General features: G+C 59.4%; 15 protein-coding genes and 1 tRNA gene. All 16 read right to left on the bottom strand.

The window, feature by feature from the left end; translation table 11 throughout:
• Nucleotides 1-49 precede the first annotated feature (49 nt).
• The gene (locus tag GA645_RS26425; protein ID WP_152226995.1) at nt 50-4,057 is read right to left on the bottom strand and encodes a glycosyltransferase family 4 protein; all 4,008 of its coding nucleotides are present in this window, start codon (nt 4,055-4,057) and stop codon (nt 50-52) included.
• 12 nt (nt 4,058-4,069) lie between these two features.
• On the bottom strand, nt 4,070-5,953 hold the full coding sequence (locus GA645_RS26420; protein WP_152226993.1) for a hypothetical protein: 1,884 nt from the start codon (nt 5,951-5,953) through the stop codon (nt 4,070-4,072).
• Nucleotides 5,950-7,227, bottom strand: a complete 1,278-nt coding sequence (locus GA645_RS26415) for an ABC transporter ATP-binding protein (protein WP_152226991.1) — start codon at nt 7,225-7,227, stop codon at nt 5,950-5,952. Before GA645_RS26415 ends, GA645_RS26420 begins: the two co-directional genes overlap by 4 nt.
• Complete coding sequence (locus GA645_RS26410; protein ID WP_152226989.1) at nt 7,224-8,018, bottom strand: ABC transporter permease; 795 nt, start codon at nt 8,016-8,018, stop codon at nt 7,224-7,226. Before GA645_RS26410 ends, GA645_RS26415 begins: the two co-directional genes overlap by 4 nt.
• A gap of 253 nt (nt 8,019-8,271) precedes the next feature.
• Nucleotides 8,272-9,711 (bottom strand): mannose-1-phosphate guanylyltransferase/mannose-6-phosphate isomerase, encoded by a 1,440-nt coding sequence (locus GA645_RS26405; protein WP_152226987.1) that lies wholly within the window; start codon nt 9,709-9,711, stop codon nt 8,272-8,274.
• Between the two features lie 234 nt (nt 9,712-9,945).
• Nucleotides 9,946-10,021 (bottom strand) — tRNA-Thr (locus GA645_RS26400).
• A gap of 73 nt (nt 10,022-10,094) precedes the next feature.
• Nucleotides 10,095-11,627 (bottom strand): DHA2 family efflux MFS transporter permease subunit, encoded by a 1,533-nt coding sequence (locus GA645_RS26395; protein WP_152226985.1) that lies wholly within the window; start codon nt 11,625-11,627, stop codon nt 10,095-10,097.
• Between the two features lie 13 nt (nt 11,628-11,640).
• Entirely contained in the window at nt 11,641-12,825 is a 1,185-nt protein-coding gene (locus tag GA645_RS26390; RefSeq protein WP_152226983.1) for an efflux RND transporter periplasmic adaptor subunit, read from the bottom strand.
• A gap of 14 nt (nt 12,826-12,839) precedes the next feature.
• Nucleotides 12,840-14,321, bottom strand: coding sequence for an efflux transporter outer membrane subunit (locus GA645_RS26385; RefSeq protein WP_152226981.1), 1,482 nt, complete (start codon nt 14,319-14,321; stop codon nt 12,840-12,842).
• Nucleotides 14,318-14,797, bottom strand: a complete 480-nt coding sequence (locus GA645_RS26380) for a MarR family winged helix-turn-helix transcriptional regulator (protein ID WP_152226979.1) — start codon at nt 14,795-14,797, stop codon at nt 14,318-14,320. Before GA645_RS26380 ends, GA645_RS26385 begins: the two co-directional genes overlap by 4 nt.
• Nucleotides 14,798-14,840: 43 nt before the next feature.
• Nucleotides 14,841-15,140 (bottom strand): hypothetical protein, encoded by a 300-nt coding sequence (locus GA645_RS28920; RefSeq protein WP_218572343.1) that lies wholly within the window; start codon nt 15,138-15,140, stop codon nt 14,841-14,843.
• A gap of 46 nt (nt 15,141-15,186) precedes the next feature.
• Nucleotides 15,187-16,407: a methyltransferase gene (locus GA645_RS26375; protein ID WP_152226977.1), complete on the bottom strand. Its 1,221-nt coding sequence runs from the start codon at nt 16,405-16,407 to the stop codon at nt 15,187-15,189.
• Nucleotides 16,408-16,474: 67 nt separating this feature from the next.
• Nucleotides 16,475-17,167, bottom strand: a complete 693-nt coding sequence (locus tag GA645_RS26370; RefSeq protein WP_152226975.1) for an ABC transporter permease — start codon at nt 17,165-17,167, stop codon at nt 16,475-16,477.
• On the bottom strand, nt 17,164-17,859 hold the full coding sequence (locus GA645_RS26365; RefSeq protein WP_152226974.1) for an ABC transporter permease: 696 nt from the start codon (nt 17,857-17,859) through the stop codon (nt 17,164-17,166). The genes GA645_RS26370 and GA645_RS26365 overlap by 4 nt, the downstream gene beginning before the upstream one ends.
• A 56-nt stretch (nt 17,860-17,915) precedes the next feature.
• Nucleotides 17,916-18,668, bottom strand: coding sequence for an ABC transporter substrate-binding protein (locus GA645_RS26360; RefSeq protein WP_152226972.1), 753 nt, complete (start codon nt 18,666-18,668; stop codon nt 17,916-17,918).
• 14 nt (nt 18,669-18,682) lie between these two features.
• The gene (locus tag GA645_RS26355) at nt 18,683-19,456 is read right to left on the bottom strand and encodes an ABC transporter ATP-binding protein (protein ID WP_152226969.1); all 774 of its coding nucleotides are present in this window, start codon (nt 19,454-19,456) and stop codon (nt 18,683-18,685) included.
• Nucleotides 19,457-19,516: the final 60 nt, after the last annotated feature.

Raw genomic sequence — 19,516 nt, 5'->3', positions numbered from 1 at the left:
ATACTCCAGTCTTTCTTGTTGGCGCGTTGGTAGTACGGCCCTTGGCTGATTAGTTTACAAGCTGACGGCAGAAGTGGCTAAAGGCATGGCCGACCTCCGACCAGTCGTATTCTTGCGCCGTTCTCTTTCCATTGGCCGCCAGCTTATCTCTAAGCCCGGACTCTCTTATTACTCGCAGGATGGCCGCGGGAAGATTCTCGGGTGAGGTCAGCAAGGCGTTCAGTCCATCCGTGGCCATGTCATGGAATGCAGCACAGCTTTCGTTTGCGATGACGCCCGTGCCGGCCAGCCATCCCTCCAGCAGGACAATACCGAAGCTTTCGCTGGAGCTCATGTTCACCAGCGTTTCCGAGCATTGCAGAGCACCACGGACAACGTTTCTCGGCTGCATGCCGAGGTAGGTGGCGTGCGGAGACACGATGGGCTGCTGGTCGTCGTCCGGTCCGATCAGGATGGCGTGCAGTTCTTCGCCTCGTGCATTGATGGCTTCGACCGCAGCAATCACATCTCGATAACCTTTGGCTCCGGCCTTCCTGCCCAATACCAGCACAAAGCGTTTTTTGGAGGGCCAAACGGCTTTGAACGCGGCGCGGTCCTGTTCGGTGAACCCTTCCGCGCAATCGACCCCGGCCGGCAGATAATGCGAATTTGCCCCAAGCCCCTCATAGAACCGGCAAGCGGCCTTCGGAGAGGCCAGGACCAGATCGGCATTCAGCGCCGCTTCGTGAAGATCAGGGAAGTGATAGTAATCATCGTCCAGGTGCGTATGCGGAATGAGCACGACGGGAACTTTGTTGCGATTGGCGTGTTCGACGGCAAGCACGGCAGGGCGGAATACGACATTGTGGGTAATGATCAGGTCGTAATCACCGGCATGTTCCGCAATATATCGCTCCATCGAAGCCGAGTGAGGTCCTCGAATGTCGGTCAGCCGCAGATTGGCCGGGAAGCGAGTCGCGCGGGCGGCGGCATGCATGTGCTCGAAGAGATCATCCGCACCAATACCTTTGGGAACTTCCAAGGCAGACGCCAAGGACTGCCTCGTACCGTCGAAGTACAGGTCGCGCACTAGGAAAGCAAGTGGTCTCGGGTCTTCGACACAGTACTCAGCGGAACTGGATATTTCGATACCGCCTTGCGGTGCACTGAAGCAGAGCTCGAAGTTTCGTTCAGCTTCGACGGATAGTAATTGCCGACCATGTGCGTCTCTGACGGTAATAGAGATCTTGCCATGGGAGTAGGCCGACATCCTTACTTCCGTGGGGTTTGAGCAATATATTCCACATGAAGTAAATGCCCAACGACAAGCACTATCATCATTCGAACTTGGCGAACCCCATCCCCAGCCAAGTCCGCTATGCTGATACTTCGCTTCAAGTTGGCGATTGAGCTGGTGTTCGAAGCGAGCCTGGACTCGCCAGGCCTTTTCTAATGCATGGCGTGGCTCACTCTGAGGGTCGAGTGGGAAGCGAGCGAACCGGGTATTCGGCATATCTGGAAATGCGCTGACAGGAGAGAAGCCGTAGCTTTCAGCAAACCTATATTGGTTGCTGATGACGGATACCTCTGGCGCCACCACGTCAATCTGGAATTCGTCGGTGCTGCCGAGCGATCTCAAGAGTCGATGAAGCATAGCCTCGGCGCCGCCTGCCGCTGGTGCGGTATACCGATAAGTGACGAAGAGCGCGCGCTTTCTCTGCTTCTCAAGGCCCTTCAGTAAACCAACAAACCCCGAGGCAAGTGAGCTCATCGAAAGTAGGTTGTCGAAGAGTTGCCGTCTGGCAAGACGCTTTTCCTCGGTGAAAAGGTCAGGTTGCTGAAGAGCGCCTTTGATAGTGTCAGCGAACTGCTGAGGTTCGCAGATGCTGATATGCTCCTGTATCTCCTGAGGGTATCCACGTTGACCGAAGCTGGTGGTTACCGTAAACAGTCCGTTGCCAAGATAGTCTGCGAGCTTTACGTTCGAGCCGCCGCCACCCATCATGGGATTCAGGGCGATCTTGCAGGACTGCAGCACAGCAGATTTCTGTCCGTCATCCAGCACACCCCAAAGTTTGACGTTCTTCGGTGGTTTTGTGGCAATAGCGTCACAGACAGACCCAATGAAGTGGAATTCCATATCGGGGCAGTCACCAGCGACATTCTCGATGATGAAGTTCGCAGAGTCGACATTGGGCATGTGTGCTGAGCCCAGGAATACCACTGAGTTGCTGCGGCTCTCTCTTTGGCAGGTTTCAAAGAGTTGCTCGTCTCTTTGCGCCGGCGCAAGCGCGCCATTGCGTACTACGATGCAGGGGCCGGCGCTACGGCGCTCCTCCAGTAGGCTGACAGCATCATCTTCGGATACTGCAACTACCGCTGCAGCGCATTCTACTGCCTGCTTTTCAAGCCGAGAGACCTCTGCAATCAGTGACTCTCTGAGCGGGTGATACTCAAGAAGACGTTGCTTCAGCAGGGTCTCATCGTTTTGCGATGAGTAGATGAACCGATCACCATGCATGACCGGGATCTGCGATAAATAGGGGTGTTCGATAATGACGCAGCGTGCGTCCTTTCGGAGTGCGCGATATACCGACAGAAACATACTGTTGGTGGCGCAATGTTTTCCCGCGATGATGTCATCAGCACTGATGTGGAACTGACGATTGGTCTCATGGAGCTCCGCGCGGTGTGCATCAGAAATCGGGATGCTGATGACATGTATGCGCTCATCTACCCTGGTAACACCAAAGTCACGGTCCGAGAAGCAGATCAATATGACCGGGGCCCAGGATTTGACCGCGCTGTACATGCCCTGGGTTCGCGTGGCGCCGCCGCCGACCATTTTAAAGGAGTTATAGTCGTTGAGGACCAAGACATGCTTTTCAGCCTTGGGAGCAGTGCTTGACTCCAACAACTGATTGATTGCGGAGCTCGCGCGGTCAGCAATGCTTGCCCAGGTATATCTTTCACTTGCAAGCTTCGCACCTGCGGCTGCGATATGCGACATGACATCCGGCGAATCCACGATATTCCGTATTGCCTGCGGAAAATCTTGAATTTCTGCGGCGATATAGTGCTCGTTGGCGTTGGCTTCAATACCCCGCATTCCGAATTCGCTGGATATTACTACCATGCTGTGGGAAAGGTAGTCCAAGACTTTGACATTAGACCCGCTGCCCTGATCCATTGGATTCAGAGCAATCTGACTTTCCCAGAGTATCTGTTCCTTTTCTTTATCGCTCACCCTGCCATGGCGGATGACATTGGACGGGTACTTGCCTTCGGGCAGGCAAGTGCCAATGATGTGGAATGTCACTTCTGGAAGTGCCGGGGCGATATCTTCAACGATCCGTTTGGCCGCGAGGACGTTTGGCGGGTGCCCGCTGCCAATGAAAGCCGCAGACAATGACTTGCCCGCAGTGGCAGAGACCCTCTTGGATGTCTTTGGCGTCATCCCATTTGGGATGAAGGTGGCATCGAACGATGCAGAAGGGCAGATTTCCTTCAGGCGTCCGAGGTCATTGGGGCTGCAGTAGAACAGCATGTCACAGAGCTTGAGCATCCTTGTCTCGAGATCCATAACGAGGCCTGGAACATCCCGATTGCCGTTGGCATCGTGCAGCTCTTTGTAAAGGTCGCTCTCGCAATTGTGCGCGTCGTAGATACGAGGCTTCCCGTCCATTCCGGCGAAGATATCGTAGCCAATAGTGAACGGAAACTCGTGGATGATGATGTCAGCCTCGGCATACTCTTCCAGATATGCGCGGTGGAGGTTTCCGAACGAGTTTGCGGCTAAAGCGAGAGAGGGGGCGGAGAGGTCGCCCCCGCCACTGCCTGCATGCGCATTCAATTTGTTCCAGCTATCAGCGAAAGCATTATCCTTGGGAATCCGTCTCTCAATGAAATTGCTCCCGTGCTGGATAATACTTTCCTCTACCCCATGGAAGGTGGAGGAGAGAAGCACTACTTCGTGTGCGCGGCTAAGTTCGGAATAAATATTGAACAGCCTGGACTCTCCTCCGTTCGAGGGAGGAGTGAATGCTGGAAAGAAGCTGAAGGCTAGAATCTTGCTCATGGAATATCCGTATTAGCTGTAAAAATAGGACTCGAGTGGTGACTTCTGGTCCTGATTAATTCCAGCTTCTTTTCTCACTGGTATGCCCTGGCCGGCTGCCAAGCCGGTCGGTGAAATTGCGGGATTGAAATTGTCTTGCGGAACATCCAGCGGCTGATATCTGGGGGCGCTACGCAACTTTCGATCCAATGCCCAAACGACTCTCTTGACCTTTGCTTTCAGTCTTGGGTGGCGTGCCAGCCTCATCGAAACTTTTTGCTTGAGCTCCGGGTTATGCAGAAAAAGCCTTACGAAGGCTGCGCAATGCCTCTTGATCCTTTGCTTGATTTTATTGAGGAGGTCAGCATCTCTGCCCGATATGGCCTGTAAAGATCTTGAGCCGAGCCGGAGAGGTTTGGTAATACGCCAGGACTTACTGTTCATTATGCCGTCAAGCTGGTTATTGGTCGCCGCCAGTTCCACGGTATGCTCCTTGAGAGCACGCTCCGCCAGGGTGATGGCGTTTTCCAGGCCGGATATCGTGGTGGTGGATGTGCTCAATTGCGCTAGAACATCTTCAAGCTGTTTTTCTAGCAGTTCAAACTCAATTCGCTGCCTTTCCAGGGCGTGTTCGGCGGCAGCAACGGTTTCCTGAAGATTGGATATCACGCCATCGGACTTGCGCTGGCTTTCAAGTGCTTCTTCACGCTCGGTCTCCAGGGCTTCTCTCCTGGAATGTTCAGTCTTTAACTCAAGTTTCAGATCGGAAAGTTCGGCCTCTCTGGAGCCTAGAGTCTGGCTAAGGTATTCTTTCTCACAGGAAAGTAGGTGTGCTTCGTCGTTTTTTGCCACTAACTGCTGTGCAAGATCGCTTTGACTATTTTCATAGCGCAGTGCAAGTTGCCGGGCGCGGCTGGCATCTCTGGGGACATTGCCGCTATCAAATTTTTCCGAGTTTGACTGCGGAGTGGGAGCAAAGCGCTTGCGCAGCGAAGCCACTTCGTCCAGATCACTCTGACTCCAGCCCCCCTTCAGTAGAATTTCGCTCGCTCGGGCTTCGATTTCTTCGAAGAATTGTATCTCTTCCTTGTCATACACTGCGCATGGGCTTCTGCAGTCTGAGAAATCCAGACCTGTTATATCGTGTTGCTGCAGTTGATCTAGAATTTCCTGGCGATAGTCGGCACTTTCTGAAAGTCGGTCGATATTCAGCAGGATATCGGCGGCAGCGATCCCCTCCCTTAGCGCCATGCACCAGAGAATGTAGAACGTCAGGTAGCTTTCGTTTGCTGAAAGAGGTCTCTGATAGAAGAAGTCGAACTTCTCGACGATGCTGCTCTTATCGCTGGGTGTAAACGAAATGGAGTCCTTGAGAATGCCGATTGGCTGCGGCCCCACACAGGAGTCCAGAATTACCTGATTTGCGTGCGTAAAGTAAGGGAATGTCTTGTATGACCACCACTGGTCCCATGGATTCCTCCATAGGTAGATATGTGTCCCGCCCAAGGCGTTCTTCAGTGTTCCGACTCGCGATGCCGTTCTGCACTCCTCGATGACCGGGCGTCCTTTCGCCGCCTCGATGAGTGAGCTGAAGTAGGGGGTTCCGCTGGTGACAATGTCTTCGCCAAAGTATCCGGCGTAACACATGTCTGCTGAGAGCTGGGGAAGACAGCTTTCTGCTACCTCATACACCTCTTGGAAGTGAGGTGCGGACATCTTGGGGTGACGCAGTGTCGCCAGTAATGCATCACTTTCGATAATGAGGTTCTCGAGTGCTCCCTTGGACGACAGGATGAACTCGTGCAGAGGTTCCTGATAGCACCAGAAATTACTTTTCGCAGTCCGGAATGTATTGAAGATGTAAGTGCTGCCGGCGCGGAATAGTGAGTGAATAAATACTGGGCTTTCAGGATTCATGCGTTGCTCACCGAGATATCTTTAAGAGAGGCCTGCATCTCTACAATGCCGATGGCTGTAGTGGTCTGATCGGTCGAAGTTACACGTAAAAGTGCAGCATCGATCCGTCGGCACAGGAACTCCGCCTCGCCGGATGTATCGAGTCGAATTCCGCAATTGAAGTAGTAAACGCCGGGAGCCAGTGGTGATGTGAGCGTGAATTTGATGTCGCGCACCTCTCCTGCCCGCGGGCTGGGAAGTGGTTCTCCCAGTGTGGTACTGTCAGTTCCGAAAATTGCGATGCCTTCACGAGTCTTCAGCATCATGGAGAATATGGGGTGCGTGACGTCGCTATGGAAGTGAACGCGATAGCACCAGCTGAAGGTGGCGCCAGACTCGATGATGTTGACTCGTCTGCCCAGGCTATCCTCTAGCCAGCAGGCGACTATGTCTGCATCGCCACTGCCGTAGATCATTTCGCAGCCAGTAGTCAGGGCTGGATCAAAAAGCGGCTCATTATGCGCCAGAGACTCACCGGTGCTCTTGGACGGACGATTTGCGGGCGACTTTCCACTAAACAGATGGCGCTCGTACTCATCGCAAACCTGCTTTGCCGGACCAATACTTTCCAAGCGACCCTCTTTGATGAAGATCGCCCTGTTGCACATTTTCTTTACAGTTTCTATGTCGTGGCTTACGAAGAGCAGAGTCGTTCCTTCTGCCATGAACTTCTCTATTCGTTGGAAGCATTTGCGCTGAAAGGCGGCATCGCCTACGGCGAGGGCTTCGTCAATGATGAGAATTTCCGGTCTGGCGGCGGTTGCTACCCCGAAAGCCAGGCGAACCTGCATGCCACTGGAGTACGTGCGCACCGGCTCGTCGAAGTACTCGCCAATATCGGCAAAGGCTTCGATATCTGGTATGAGCTTGTCAGTTTCTTCGGTCGAGAATCCCATCAGGCCTGCGGCGTGATAAACGTTCTTTCTGCCTGTCAGATCGGGATTGAAGCCCATTCCCAGCTCCAGGATCGCTGAGATTCGCCCATTTATCTGGATGCTCCCCTCGGAGGGCTGCAAGGTTCCAGAGATCATTTTCAATAGCGTTGATTTTCCTGCGCCGTTCTTGCCCAGAATGCCAACGGCTTCCCCGCGCCCGATGGAGAAGCTTATATTGCGGATGATCCAGTGCTCAGTACTTGGCTTGCTAGGGAGGTAGAGCCATCTGGCAAAGCGTTGCCATTCGGATCTGTATCCGACAAATGCCTTGCCGATGTCATGTACTTCTAGCGAGTTCATAGTACGTCCACCATTTCAGGTGCTGCGCGACGGAAGAGAAATAGGCCGAACGCCATGAGCGCAATAGAAATGGCGGCGATCCAGGCAACGCTCAGGAGTTCGGGAGACTTGTTATAGACAAGGATTTCCTGATAGGCATTGACGATTGGGAACATGGGGTTGATGGCCATGGTGCCCTTGAATTTCTCTGGAATTACCGCGACAGGGTAGATAATGGGGGTCAGCCAGAACCAGACTTGCAAGATAATAGGAATGACCTGGCCTATATCGCGAACGAACACATTGAGTACGCCGAGTACCAGCCCGATTCCCGATGCCAGGGCAGCGGTGACCAGTATCAGGGGGAGCAACCAAAGTACTTCTAAGGTGATCTTCTGGCCCATTAGTGCAAATACAACCAGAAGGGATAGGATTAGAAGTAAGTTGTTGAGAAGTGCCGATCCGAGCACTACAGCGGGAAGCGTAATGCGAGGGAATCGGATCTTTTTCATTAGGTTTCCTTGCTCGATAAACAGAGTAAGGAAACGTCCGATAATGTCGGCAAACAAATTCCAGGCCGCCATGCCGGCCATCAGGTAAAGTGCGTATGCGTAACTGTGGTCAATCCCTGGAAGTTTTGCCTGGAGTACATTCGAAAGTACGAGCGCGTAGATTGCCACTTGGGCCAGAGGATGAATGATCATCCAGAGGCCGCCCAGTCGGCTTCTTGCGAATCGAGCAACGAATTCGTTCCGGATTGACGAAAGTATGAAACCCCTGTAATCCCAGAGGCTATTCAACATCCCAAACATAAAGGCTCCTGACTCTCCTCTTGCTGCTACGTTGGCCCTTATGCTGAAACCAGCAAGGTCGGGTCCGGCAGTGACGCGTCTAGACCACTGGGTTGATCGCGCTACGGTCTTTCAGACGTGAAATCTGTAAGCAGCTGGCGTCCATTTTCCAGGTCGATAGGCGACCGTGTGCTCTTTCGGTGAAATCTTATTGGCTGAATATTAGGAAAATGCCCGCAAGTTAGCGGGCATATAAGTTGTGCAGATGGGCTTCTCAGCACGCAGCGCGGCCGTAGTTGTCCTGGAATCGCACGATATCGTCTTCGCCCAGATAGTCGCCGCTCTGAACTTCAATCAGAACCAGATCTATGACGCCAGGATTTTCCAGGCGATGCTTGTGGCCGGCCGGAATGAAGGTCGATTCATTGCTGTTAAGCAGCATGGTGCTCTCGCCGTTGACGACTTGCGCCATGCCGGCTACGACAATCCAGTGTTCGCTGCGATGGTGGTGCATCTGCAGGGAGAGCGATGCGCCGGGCTTGACCACGATGCGCTTGATCTTGAAGCGGTACCCTTCCTCCAGCGTGGTGTAGGTACCCCAGGGGCGATGGACGGTGCGGTGCAGCAGGTGCGCACTATGGCCGCTCTTCTTCAGTTGAGTGACGATCTGCTTGACATCCTGGGTGTGCTCTTTGTGAGCGATCAGCAGGGCGTCGGGGGTGTCGACGACGATCAGATTCTGCACGCCCACCAGTGCCGCCAGACGCTCAGGGCTGTGCACGTAGTTGTTGTGGGCGCCATGGGAGAGTACTTCGCCGTCAAAGCGGTTGCCCTCATCGTCCTCGGCGGTCAGTTCGCTCAATGCGTTCCACGAGCCGATATCGCTCCAGCCAAGGTTGCAGGGAACGGTGGCGACCTTTCCGGAGCGCTCCAACAGCGCATAGTCGATGGAGATGTCCGGCACCTGTCCGAATGCATCTGCATCCAGAGATAGGCAACGGTGAGCCTCTGCTTCGGTGAGCCGCGATTGGCCGATGGTCCGGGTGACGGCTTCATGAACGTCGGGCGCGTGGATTTTCATCTCCTCGACCAGCGTTCCAACTCGGAAGCAGAACATGCCGGAGTTCCAGAAGTAGTTTCCGGCGGCGAGGTATTCCTGCGCTTTTTCCAGGCTAGGCTTCTCGACGAAGCGCTTGACCTTCAGTCCACCCTCCAGAGCCTGGCTGTCGGATTCGATGTAGCCGAAACCTGTTTCCGGGAACTCTGGCTGGACGCCGAAGGTGACCAGCCAGCCTGCAGCCGCAAGGCGGGCCGCATTGGCGACGGCCTCGGCGAAAGCGTCGGAGTGCTGGATCAGGTGGTCGGCCGGCAGCACCAGCATCAGGGCATCGGGACCGTGGGTCTGGTCCAGTTGCAGGGCGGCCGAGAGCACGGCGGCAGCGGTATTGCGGCCAAACGGCTCAAGCACGTAGCTCAGGCAATGGGCCTGCGGCTTGAAGGCGCGGTATTCGTCTTCGGTCTTGAAGAACAGTTCGCGGTTCGTGACGGTCATCACTTCCGATACGCCATCCAGGGCGAGAGCTCGCAGCAACGTCTTCTGCAGAAGGTTCTGCCCGTCGGGAAGCGGCATGAAGGGTTTGGGGTGCGCCTCGCGCGAAACCGGCCACAGCCGGCTGCCTGCGCCGCCGCAAATGATCACTGGGATCAGCATCAATCAAAGGTCCTTTGCAAGATTCATCCTACGCAGCATCACCGTTCTTTTTACGCTATGGGGTAGGTCACCCGCCTGAAAGTCGGCCGACCGAGAGATTACCGCATGACGGCCCGGTGCTCATAGTGCAACCGGTCAAGTCGGGGTCGCGAATGGACTGATTCAAGGGTTGGATTGTTCCGGCGAAGTTTGGTTCCCTGAAATGAAAAAGCCCCGCTTTCACGGGGCCTTTGCATATGGTGCCGGCACCAGGAATCGAACCCGGGACCTACTGATTACAAGTCAGTTGCTCTACCAGCTGAGCTATACCGGCAAGGAGGGCCGCCATTATAGCGATGCCGCCTGGGGTGTAAACCTCTGATTTTGCAGTGTGATACAGTACATGATCAGTGCCCGCCCGCAGTGGCTGCGCCGGGTTTGGCGCCGAACGGGGGCTTGGCCAGGCAGATGACCACCAGCATGGCGAGGAACAGCCAGCCAAGCAGGGTGAAGTAGTCGATGGTGGAGATCATGTAGGCCTGGCTTTCCACCATGCGCTCCAGCAGCGCAGCGCTGTGTTGGCCAGGACCGCCGAGCTGATCGACGGTCGCCCGGGTGGCCGGGTCGTACTGGCTGAGGTTCTCGGTCAGGTAAGCGTGGTGCATGGTTGCGCGGCGGTTCCACAGCCAGGTGGTCAGGGACGCGGCGAAGCTGCCTGCGAGCGTGCGCAGGAAGGTTGCGAGGCCCGAACCATCGGCGATCTGGTCGGGTGGCAGGTCCGAGAGCAGGATGCTGAGGATCGGCATGAAGAAGAATGCCACGCCGAAGCCCATGAACATCTGCACCAGGGCGACGTGGGTGTAATCGACCTCGGTGGTGAAGTTGGCTCGCATGAAGCAGGTCGCGGCCATCGTCAGGAAGGCCAGGCTGGCGACCACGCGCAGGTCGAAACTCTGTGCGTAGCGTCCGACAATCGGCGAGAGGAATATCGGCAGGACGCCGATCGGTGCGGCCGCCAGACCCGCCCAGGTGGCGGTGTAGCCCATCTGCGTCTGCAGCCACAGCGGCAGCAGCAGGCCCATGCCGAAGAAGCCAGCGTAACCGCCGACCAGGGCCAGGGTTCCGACGGTGAAGTTGCGGTGCACGAACAGTCGCAGATTGACGATCGGGTGACGGTCAGTCAGCTCCCAGATCACGAACACCGCCAGGGCGATCACCGCGACCACCGTGCCGCCGATGATGAAGTCGGACTCGAACCAGTCCAGGTCGTTGCCCTTGTCGAGCACGATCTGCAGGGCGCCGACCCCCAGTACCAGCATCGCCAGCCCCATATAGTCCATCGGCGCGTGCTTGATCACTACCGGGCGCTCGCGCAATTGCTGATAGACCACCATTGCGGCGAACAGGCCGATGGGCACGTTGATGAAGAATATCCACGGCCAGCTGTAGCTGTCGGTGATCCAGCCGCCGAGGATTGGCCCGGCGATGGGGGCGACCACTGTCACCATGGCCAGCAGCGCCAACGCCATCCCTCGCTTGGCGGGGGGATAGATGGAGATCAGCAGCGTCTGGGTGATCGGATACAGCGGTCCGGCGACGAAGCCTTGCAGGGCGCGGAAGCCGACCAGCATGCCCATCTGCTGCGCAACGCCGCAGAGGAAGGAGGCGATCACGAACAACACCGTTGCGGCGATGAACAGCCGCACCTCGCCGACTTTCCGGCTGAGCCAGCCGGTCAGTGGCAGGGCGATGGCGTTGCTCACCGCGAAGGAGGTGATCACCCAGGTGCCTTGCTCGGAGCTGACACCCAGGTTGCCGGAAATGGTCGGCAGCGCCACGTTGGCGATGGTGGTGTCCAGCACCTGCATGAAGGTCGCCAGCGACAGGCCGATGGTAGCCATCACCAGGCTGGGCGGGGAGAAGCTGCTGTTCTGGCTCATGGCGTCGGGGGCATCAGCGCTGGGCGGTGCTGTGGTTGGAGTCGGCCAGGTTGGCGTGGATCAGCTGTTCGATCAGATGGTCGGCAGAGGCCAGCTGCTGCTGGTAGACGTCGGTGGAGAACAGCGCTTCGCGCGGCGGTTGCTGGGCCAGGGCGGGACCGCTCTGGTCGTGCAGGTTGACGTTGACGTCCATCGACAGGCCGATGCGCAGCGGGTGCTTGGCCAGTTCTTCCGGGCTGATGCGGATACGCACGGGCACGCGCTGGACGATCTTGATCCAGTTGCCGGTGGCGTTCTGCGCCGGCAGCAGGGAGAAGGCGCTGCCGGTGCCGACGCCGAGGCTGTCGACGGTGCCGGAGTACTTCACTTCGTTACCGTAGAGGTCGGAACGGATCTCGACCGGCTGGCCGATGCGCATGTGCTTGAGCTGGGTCTCCTTGAAGTTGGCGTCGATCCATACCTGATCCAGCGGGATCACCGCCATCAAGGCATTGCCCGGTTGCACGCGCTGGCCGACCTGCACGGTGCGCTTGGCGACGTAGCCGGTAACGGGGGCGACGATCACCGCGCGGGCGTCGTCCAGGTAGGCCTGGCGCAGCTTGGCGGCGGCTGCCTTGACGTCCGGATGGGAGGAAATGACGGTGTCGTCGACCAGGGCGCGGTTGGTGTCCAGTTGCTGTTCGGCACTGGTCAGCGAGCTGCGCGCGGTGTCCAGGGCGTCGCGGGCGTGGGCCAGTTCTTCCTGGGAGATGGCGCCGTCGTTTGCAAGATTCTGCCGGCGCTTGAAGTCCGCCTCGGCCTTGGTCAGGGCGACTTTCTTCGCCGCCACGTCAGCCTTGTAGCCGTCGACGTTGCTGAACAGGCCGCGAACCTGGCGCACGGTGCGTGCGAGGTTGGCTTCGGCTTGCTGCAGGGCGATGTCGGCATCGCTCGGGTCGAACTTCACCAACACCTGGCCCTTCTGCACCAGGTCGCCGTCATCGGCGCCGATGCTGACCACAGTCCCGGTGATCTGCGGGGTGATCTGCACGATGTTGCCGTTCACGTAGGCGTCGTCGGTGTCCTCGTGCCAGCGGCCATAGAGAATCTGCCAGGCCACGCTGGCGAGGCCGGCCAGCACGACGACGGCGAGCAGGATCAACAGCCAGCGCTTGCGCTTGGAGTTGCCGTTCTGGGTTTCTTGCGTAGGGGTGCTCATGTCGGGTGCCTCGTTCAATGCGCGGCGGCCGCGTTCGCCTGGGCGAGCGGGGCGGGAGTGGAGGTGGTGTCGGGCTGGTAGCCGCCGCCCAGGGCCTGGACGAGCTGCACCGAGAGGTCGATGCGCTGGGCGTCCAGATTGGCCAGTTGGCGTTCGGCCAGCAGCAGTTGCTGCTGCACGCTGAGGGCGTCGAGGTAGTTGCCGACGCCTTCGCCGTAGCGGCGCATGGCCAGGTCGAAGTTGGACTTGGCGATATCCCGAGCTTCGCGCTGGTCATCGATCTGCTGCTCCAGCGAGCGGAGCCGGCCGAGGTCGTCAGTGACTTCGCCGAGGGCATTGACCAGGGTCTTGTTGTACTGGGCGACGGCCAGGTCGTAGTCGGCGTCCCTTCCGGCAAGGTTCGCGCGCAGGCGGCCGCCGTCGAAGATCGGCAGGGAAATCGCCGGGGCGATCTGGAAGAAGCGGCTCGGCGCCTTCAGTAGGTCCTCGGTGTGCATCGCGGCCAGTCCCACCATCGCCCCCAGGTTGAGGTTCGGGTAGAACTCGGTCTTGGCCGACTGGATATCCTTGGAGCTTGCCTCGACGCGCCAGCGCGCGGCGACGATGTCTGGACGGCGTCCGAGCAGTTCGGCAGGCAGGTTCGAGGGCAATGCCAGTGCGCCCGGCTTGAGTACCTGCGGACGCTGCAAGCTCTGCCCGCGGTCAGGGCCTTGGCCCAGCAGCACGGCCAGGGCGATACGGTCGCTGGCGATTTCCTGCTCCGCGGCGGCCAGCTGTTGTTTCGCGCTGGCGACCTGGGTCTGCGTCTGCTGCAACTGGACCTTGCTGTCCAGGCCTGCGTCCATGCGCTTCTGGCTGAGCTGGTAGAGGTGCTGCGAGCGATCCAGCTCGTCATGGGCGAGATCGCGGACGACGAAGGCGTGGGCCAGGTTGCTGTAGGCGCGGGCAACGTTGGTCGACAGGGTGATCGATGCGGCCTGGCGGTCGACCTCGGCGGCGTTGGCCTGGCCCAGGGCAGCTTCCCAGGCGGCGCGCTTGCCGCCCCACAGGTCCAGGTCATAGCTGAAACCCAGCGACAGGTACTTGACCGCCGTGTAGCGGCCGCCGGTGGGTGGCGGCAGGACGCTTTCGGGAGCGCGGATGCCGGCGTAGCTGGCGGTGCCTTTCACGCTGGGCAGGCGATCAGCGTCCTGCACCTGGGCGGCGGCGACGGCCTGGCGAGCGCGGGCGCTGGCGATATCCAGGTCCGGTGTGCCGCGCAGGGCTTCGTCGATCAGGCTGTCCAGTTGCGGGTCGCCCAGGCTGGTCCACCAGTGTTGGCTGGGCCAGGCGGCGGGGGACAAGGCTGTGCCGTCGAGGGTGGTGCCTGCCTTCAGGCTGGCGGGGGCGGTGGCCTGGCCGCTGGGCAGCAATCCCGAGGAGCTGACGCAACCGGTGAGGCTCAGTATGGCGCCGAGCACGCAGGCCGGCAGGCGGGCAATGCGCGTGGGGATCATGCTTTGTTCTCCTGCGCCGGCCCGCTGGTCTCGACGCCGTGAGCGCACAGAATCTTGTCGAGCAAGCCGGTCAGGGTGCGCAGCTCTTCGCGGGACAGGCTGCCGACCAGCTCGTTCATCGCCGCCACGGCGATCTGCGGCGCTTGGTCGTTCACCGCCTGGCCAGCGGCGCTCAGGTGCAGGCGCACGCTGCGCCGGTCGTGCTGGCAAGGCTCGCGCACCAGTAGGTCCTTGCGTGCCAGGCGATCGAGCATCCGCGTCATCGAGCCACTGTCGATGGAGAGTTCGCGGCACAGCTCTGCCGGGGTATTGGCGCGGTCGTGGCCGATGAAGAACAGCACCTTGAACTGGGCCGCGGTGATGTCCAGATGCGCCAGATGCTTATCCAGCAGGCGATCCTTGAGGAGCGCGCCGGCCCCCAGGAGGTGGCCGATGGAGCCCTTGAAGGGAAAATCCGCGACGTCGTAGTGATTCATGGCAAGACTAATAGCTGTCTAGGCAGGGATATATTTCGAAATATTACTGCTTAGGCAGCGATTGACAAGGGCTGATTGTCGTCAGGAAGGAACAATCAATTCCATGAATCGCAATTGATGTGTCCGAAGCAACAAGTCCCGCCAGCGCTGGGCGCGAGAGCCGGGGCTTTATGCACAGTCCCCTGCGTTTGTCGGAAGAAATCGAACACTTCGTTGTGATGTCCATCACGGCTTTTTCTAATTGATTGTTTTTAAAGGATTTAAGAAAAAGTTCGGAAAACGGACAAGATGCAGCGCTGCCGTCTGGGCTGGGCGTGAGCGCGATTTTTCTCACTGATTTCAACAGAGTTATCCACAGATGCTGTGGATGGACGTCTGGAACTCCCGTCTCAGATACGTTCCGCCAGCAGGAGCAGGTTGCGAGGGGTCATACGTGGGTTGCAGAAGCTGCCGAGGGTGACGTCATAACCGCGTTCCTGGAGAAAAAGTGCCCGATCGAGCAGCAGCCACAGTTCCAGCGGGCGACGGAACAATCCGCGCACCAGTTCCAGGTTGCGCACCACGGCCAGGCGCTTCCAGCTTTGCGCCTCCAGGGTCGACCAGTCGCGCTCGGCGGGCGATGGCAGGCCCTTCAGGGCGGCCAGGTCACGGCAGTAGTCGGCAAAGGGTTTGTCGAGCCACGCCGGAGGGACCGAAGGTATTGGCAGGTAGTCGTCGATGCCCCGCAGATCCCGTTGCAGCAGATCGAATGCCAGGCGGCGCGCCATGGAGCTGTCCCGCAGCCGGCGTACGCGCGCCCCGGCGGTGACGGTTTCGGCCAGTGGCAGGCGCAGGTCGTCACGCGACAGAAGCAGCGCCGAGCCTTGCGCAGCGTTGGACAGGGGGCGGTAGTGGTCGCTGTCGATACGGTTGTAACAGCAGGGTGCGACGGCCAGTTGGCGGCAACCACGCTCGCTGGCCAGTTGCAGTAGCCGCACGTGCAGGTCGCCGCAGGCGTGCAGGGCGACGGCGGTGTGCTCGGTTTGCAAGTGCTCGCCGGCCTCGGCTGCGAGCACATCCTGCTGGCGGTGGCGGGCGTTCAATTGAAGCCGGTCGCTCATGCGCTGGCCGTCGCCCACCAGGGCGGCGTCGAACTCCAGGCTGAGCAGCGGTTTTCCGTCCCGAGCCAACAGGCGGCCCAGATGCCCCTTGCCGGCGCACCAGTCGAGCCATTGGCGCGGCGGCTGGGCGAAATCCAGGCGGCTGGCGAAGGCTTCGATCTGCTGCCACTTGCGGCCGGGAACGTCGACGGTCAGTTGGTTTGGCAGCTTGCCCAGAGGGGCCACCGGCAAGTCGCCCACGGCTGAGAGCTGTGCGGCTGTGGCAGCCAGTGCCGGGAAGGGCGCCGGGGCGTCCAGATGTTCGGGTGCGTTGTGCGCCGCGTCGGCGTTTTCGAGGCTGCGATTGCGCAGCCAGGCAGCCAGTTCCGGGTAGTCGCGCTCCCACGGCAGCTCCAGTTGCGTGAACGGTTTCGGGCGCCACAACGCCTGATATTCCAGCAGGAAGCCGTCCAGTGCCTGGAAGCGCTGGATCAGATCGGAGCCGGTCAGGGGAGTGTTGTCGGAGTGCACGGTGTGAAGCGGGATGAAGCCACGGGGCGCGCATTATAGCGGCCCCGTGGGCAGGAGGGCGCGCCGGTCAGCGGCCCTGCATCATGTCCACGCGCAGCCAGTGTTCGACCAGGCGGAATACGCGGGTCAGTACCAGCGTGATCACCAGGTAGAACACACCGGCCAGGCAGAAGAACAGCATGGCTTCGTAGGTGCGCGCGATGATCGTGCGGGTCATGCCCATGATGTCGAACAGGGTCACGGTGTACACCACGGCGCTGGCCTTGAGCATGAGGATCACCTCGTTGCTGTAGGCCGGCAGGGCGATGCGTGCGGCGCGCGGCAGGATGATGTGCAGCAGCGCCTGACGCCGCGACATGCCCAGCGCGCGAGCAGCTTCCACTTCACCGACCGGGATCGCGTGGATGGCGCCGCGGAGGATTTCCGCGATATAGGCCGCCGTGTGCAGGGTCATGGTCAGCAGCGCGCACCAGTAAGGGTCGCGCAGGTAGGGCCAGAGACTGCTCTTGCGCACCGCCTCGAACTGCGCCAGGCCGTAGTAGACCAGGGCCAGCTGCAGCAGCAGCGGTGTGCCGCGGAAGAAGAAGACGTAGGCGTAGGGCACCGCGCGTACGTACCAGTGCCGCGAGGCACGGGCGATGCCCAGCGGCACCGCCAGGCACAAGCCGGCGACCACGGCGATGGCCAGCAACTCCAGGGTCAGTTCCACGCCCTGGAGCATCTTCGGCATCCACTTGAGAATCAGCTCGAAATCGGTCATAGCTCGTTCCTCACGAAGCCACGGCCGGCGCGGCGCTCAAGGTAATGCAGGGCGGCCATCACGAAGATGGTCAGACCCAGGTAGATCAGTGCGGCCACCATGTAGAAGGTGAAGGGTTCCTTGGTCGCGTTGGATGCGACGCTGGCCTTGCGCATGATTTCGTCGAGGCTGATCAGCGAGACCAGGGCAGTGTCCTTCAGGAGGATCAGGTAGAGGTTGCCCAGACCTGGCAATGCCACGCGCCACACTTGCGGCAGCACCACGCGCCAGAAGATGCGCGGGGCGGAAAGCCCCAGGGCCTGGCCGGCTTCGCGATGCCCCTTGGGAATGGCCAGCAGTGCGCCACGGAACACTTCGGTGGCGTAGGCGCCGAAGCACAGGCCCAGGGCGCAGGTACCGGCGGCGAAGGGCGACAGGGCGAATTCGGGGTGGCCGAACAGGTCACCCAGCGCGTTCAGTCCGGTCACGGTGCCGAAGTAGATCATCAGTACCCAGAGGGTCTCGGGTACGCCACGCACCACGGTGGTGTAGAAACCGCCGAGCATGCGCAGGAAGGAGTTCTTGGACGTCTTGGCTACCGCGCCCAGCAGACCGAGGACCAGTCCGACACAGACTGCGGCGAGCGAGAGCTTGAGCGTCATCCAGGTGCCGGCGATCAGCTGATCGCCAAAGCCGTGCAGGTCGAAAATCATGGGGAATCACGCCTGAGGGCACGCGCCGCCCGAGTCCGGGCGGCACGGCACGTGCATCAGTAGATGCTGAAGGGGAAGTACTTTTCGTTGATCTTCTTGTAGGTACCGTCGTCGACGATTTCCTTCAGAGCGGCGTTCAGCTTGTCGCGCAGCGGGTCACCCTTGCGCACGGCGATACCGATCTTGTCGTTGTCGAACACCGGTTCGCCCTTGAATTCGAAGTCCTTGCCAGCGTCGCTCTTGAGCCAGTCGTACTGCACGAATTTGTCGGCCAGTACGCCGTCGAGGCGGCCCGAGGACAGGTCGAGGTAGGCGTTTTCCTGAGTGTCGTACAGCTTGATGGTGACGGTGTCGGACATGTTGTCCTCCAGCCAGGTACCCGCAACGGTCGCGCGCTGAGCACCGATCACCTTGCCTTTCAGGTAGCCCTTGTCGGTCTTGAAGTCGGTCGACTTGGGTGCCACGAACTGCAGCTTGTTGGTGTAGTAAGGGCTGGTGAAGTCCACCGCCTGCTTGCGCTCATCGGTGATCGACATGGAAGCGACGATGAAGTCGAACTTCTTGGCGTTCAGCGCGGGGATGATGCCGTCCCAGTCGGAGGTGACGACGTCGCACTCGGTCTTCATCTTGGCGCACAGGGCCTTGGCGATGTCGATGTCGAAGCCGATGACCTGGCCGCTGGCATCGATGCCGTTGAAGGGTGGGTAGGCACCCTCGGTGCCGATGCGCAGTTTCTCTGCGGCAATGGCGTTGCCCCCAATGGCCAGGGTGGCCGCGACAGCCAGGATGATCTTCTTATAGTTGTTCATGCAGTGATGCTCCGTTAGCGGTGGCTGGACATGAATTGTTTGCAGCGTGCCGATTGCGGGTTCTCGAAGACCTGCTGCGGCGTGCCCTGCTCTTCCACCAGACCCTGGTGGAGGAACACCACCTCGCTGGAAACCTGGCGGGCAAAGTTCATTTCGTGAGTGACCAGCAGCATGGTGCGGCCTTCCTCGGCGAGCGCGCGGATCACGTTCAGCACTTCCTGGACCATTTCCGGGTCGAGTGCGGACGTCGGCTCGTCGAAGAGAATGACCTTGGGCTGCATCGCCAGGGTGCGGGCGATGGCGGCGCGCTGCTGCTGGCCGCCGGAAAGCTGGGAGGGGAAGCTGTGGCGCTTGTCGGCGATGCCGACCTTGGCCAGCAAGGCTTCGGCGATCTCGGTGGCTTCGGCGCGGGTCTTGCCCAGTACGCGGCGCGGCGCCTCGATGATGTTGTCGAGGATGCTCAGGTGTGGCCAGAGGTTGAAGTTCTGGAAGACGAAGCCCAGCTCGCTGCGCAGACGGTTGATCTGCTTGTTGTCGGCGGCGACCAGCGATCCGTCCTTGGCCTTCTTCAGCTTGAGCTCTTCACCGGCGACCAGGATCTGGCCCTGGTGCGGGTTCTCCAGCAGGTTGATGCAGCGCAGGAACGTGGATTTGCCGGAACCGGAGGAGCCGAGGATGGAAATCACATCGCCGTCGCGGGCCGTCAGGGAAATGCCTTTGAGCACTTCCAGGTCACCGTAACGCTTGTGCAGATTACGGATTTCCAGTGCGGGTATGGCCTCGGCCATAGGGGGCTCCTCTATTGTTATTAGGACGCTCTCGCAGTGGGGTACTGCAGAATCGGGGCC

Source organism: Pseudomonas sp. SCB32 (genome assembly GCF_009189165.1).
GTDB lineage: Bacteria > Pseudomonadota > Gammaproteobacteria > Pseudomonadales > Pseudomonadaceae > Pseudomonas.
The sequence above is the reverse complement of the archived record's forward strand: the minus strand, read 5'-3'. Positions and strand labels throughout refer to the sequence as shown.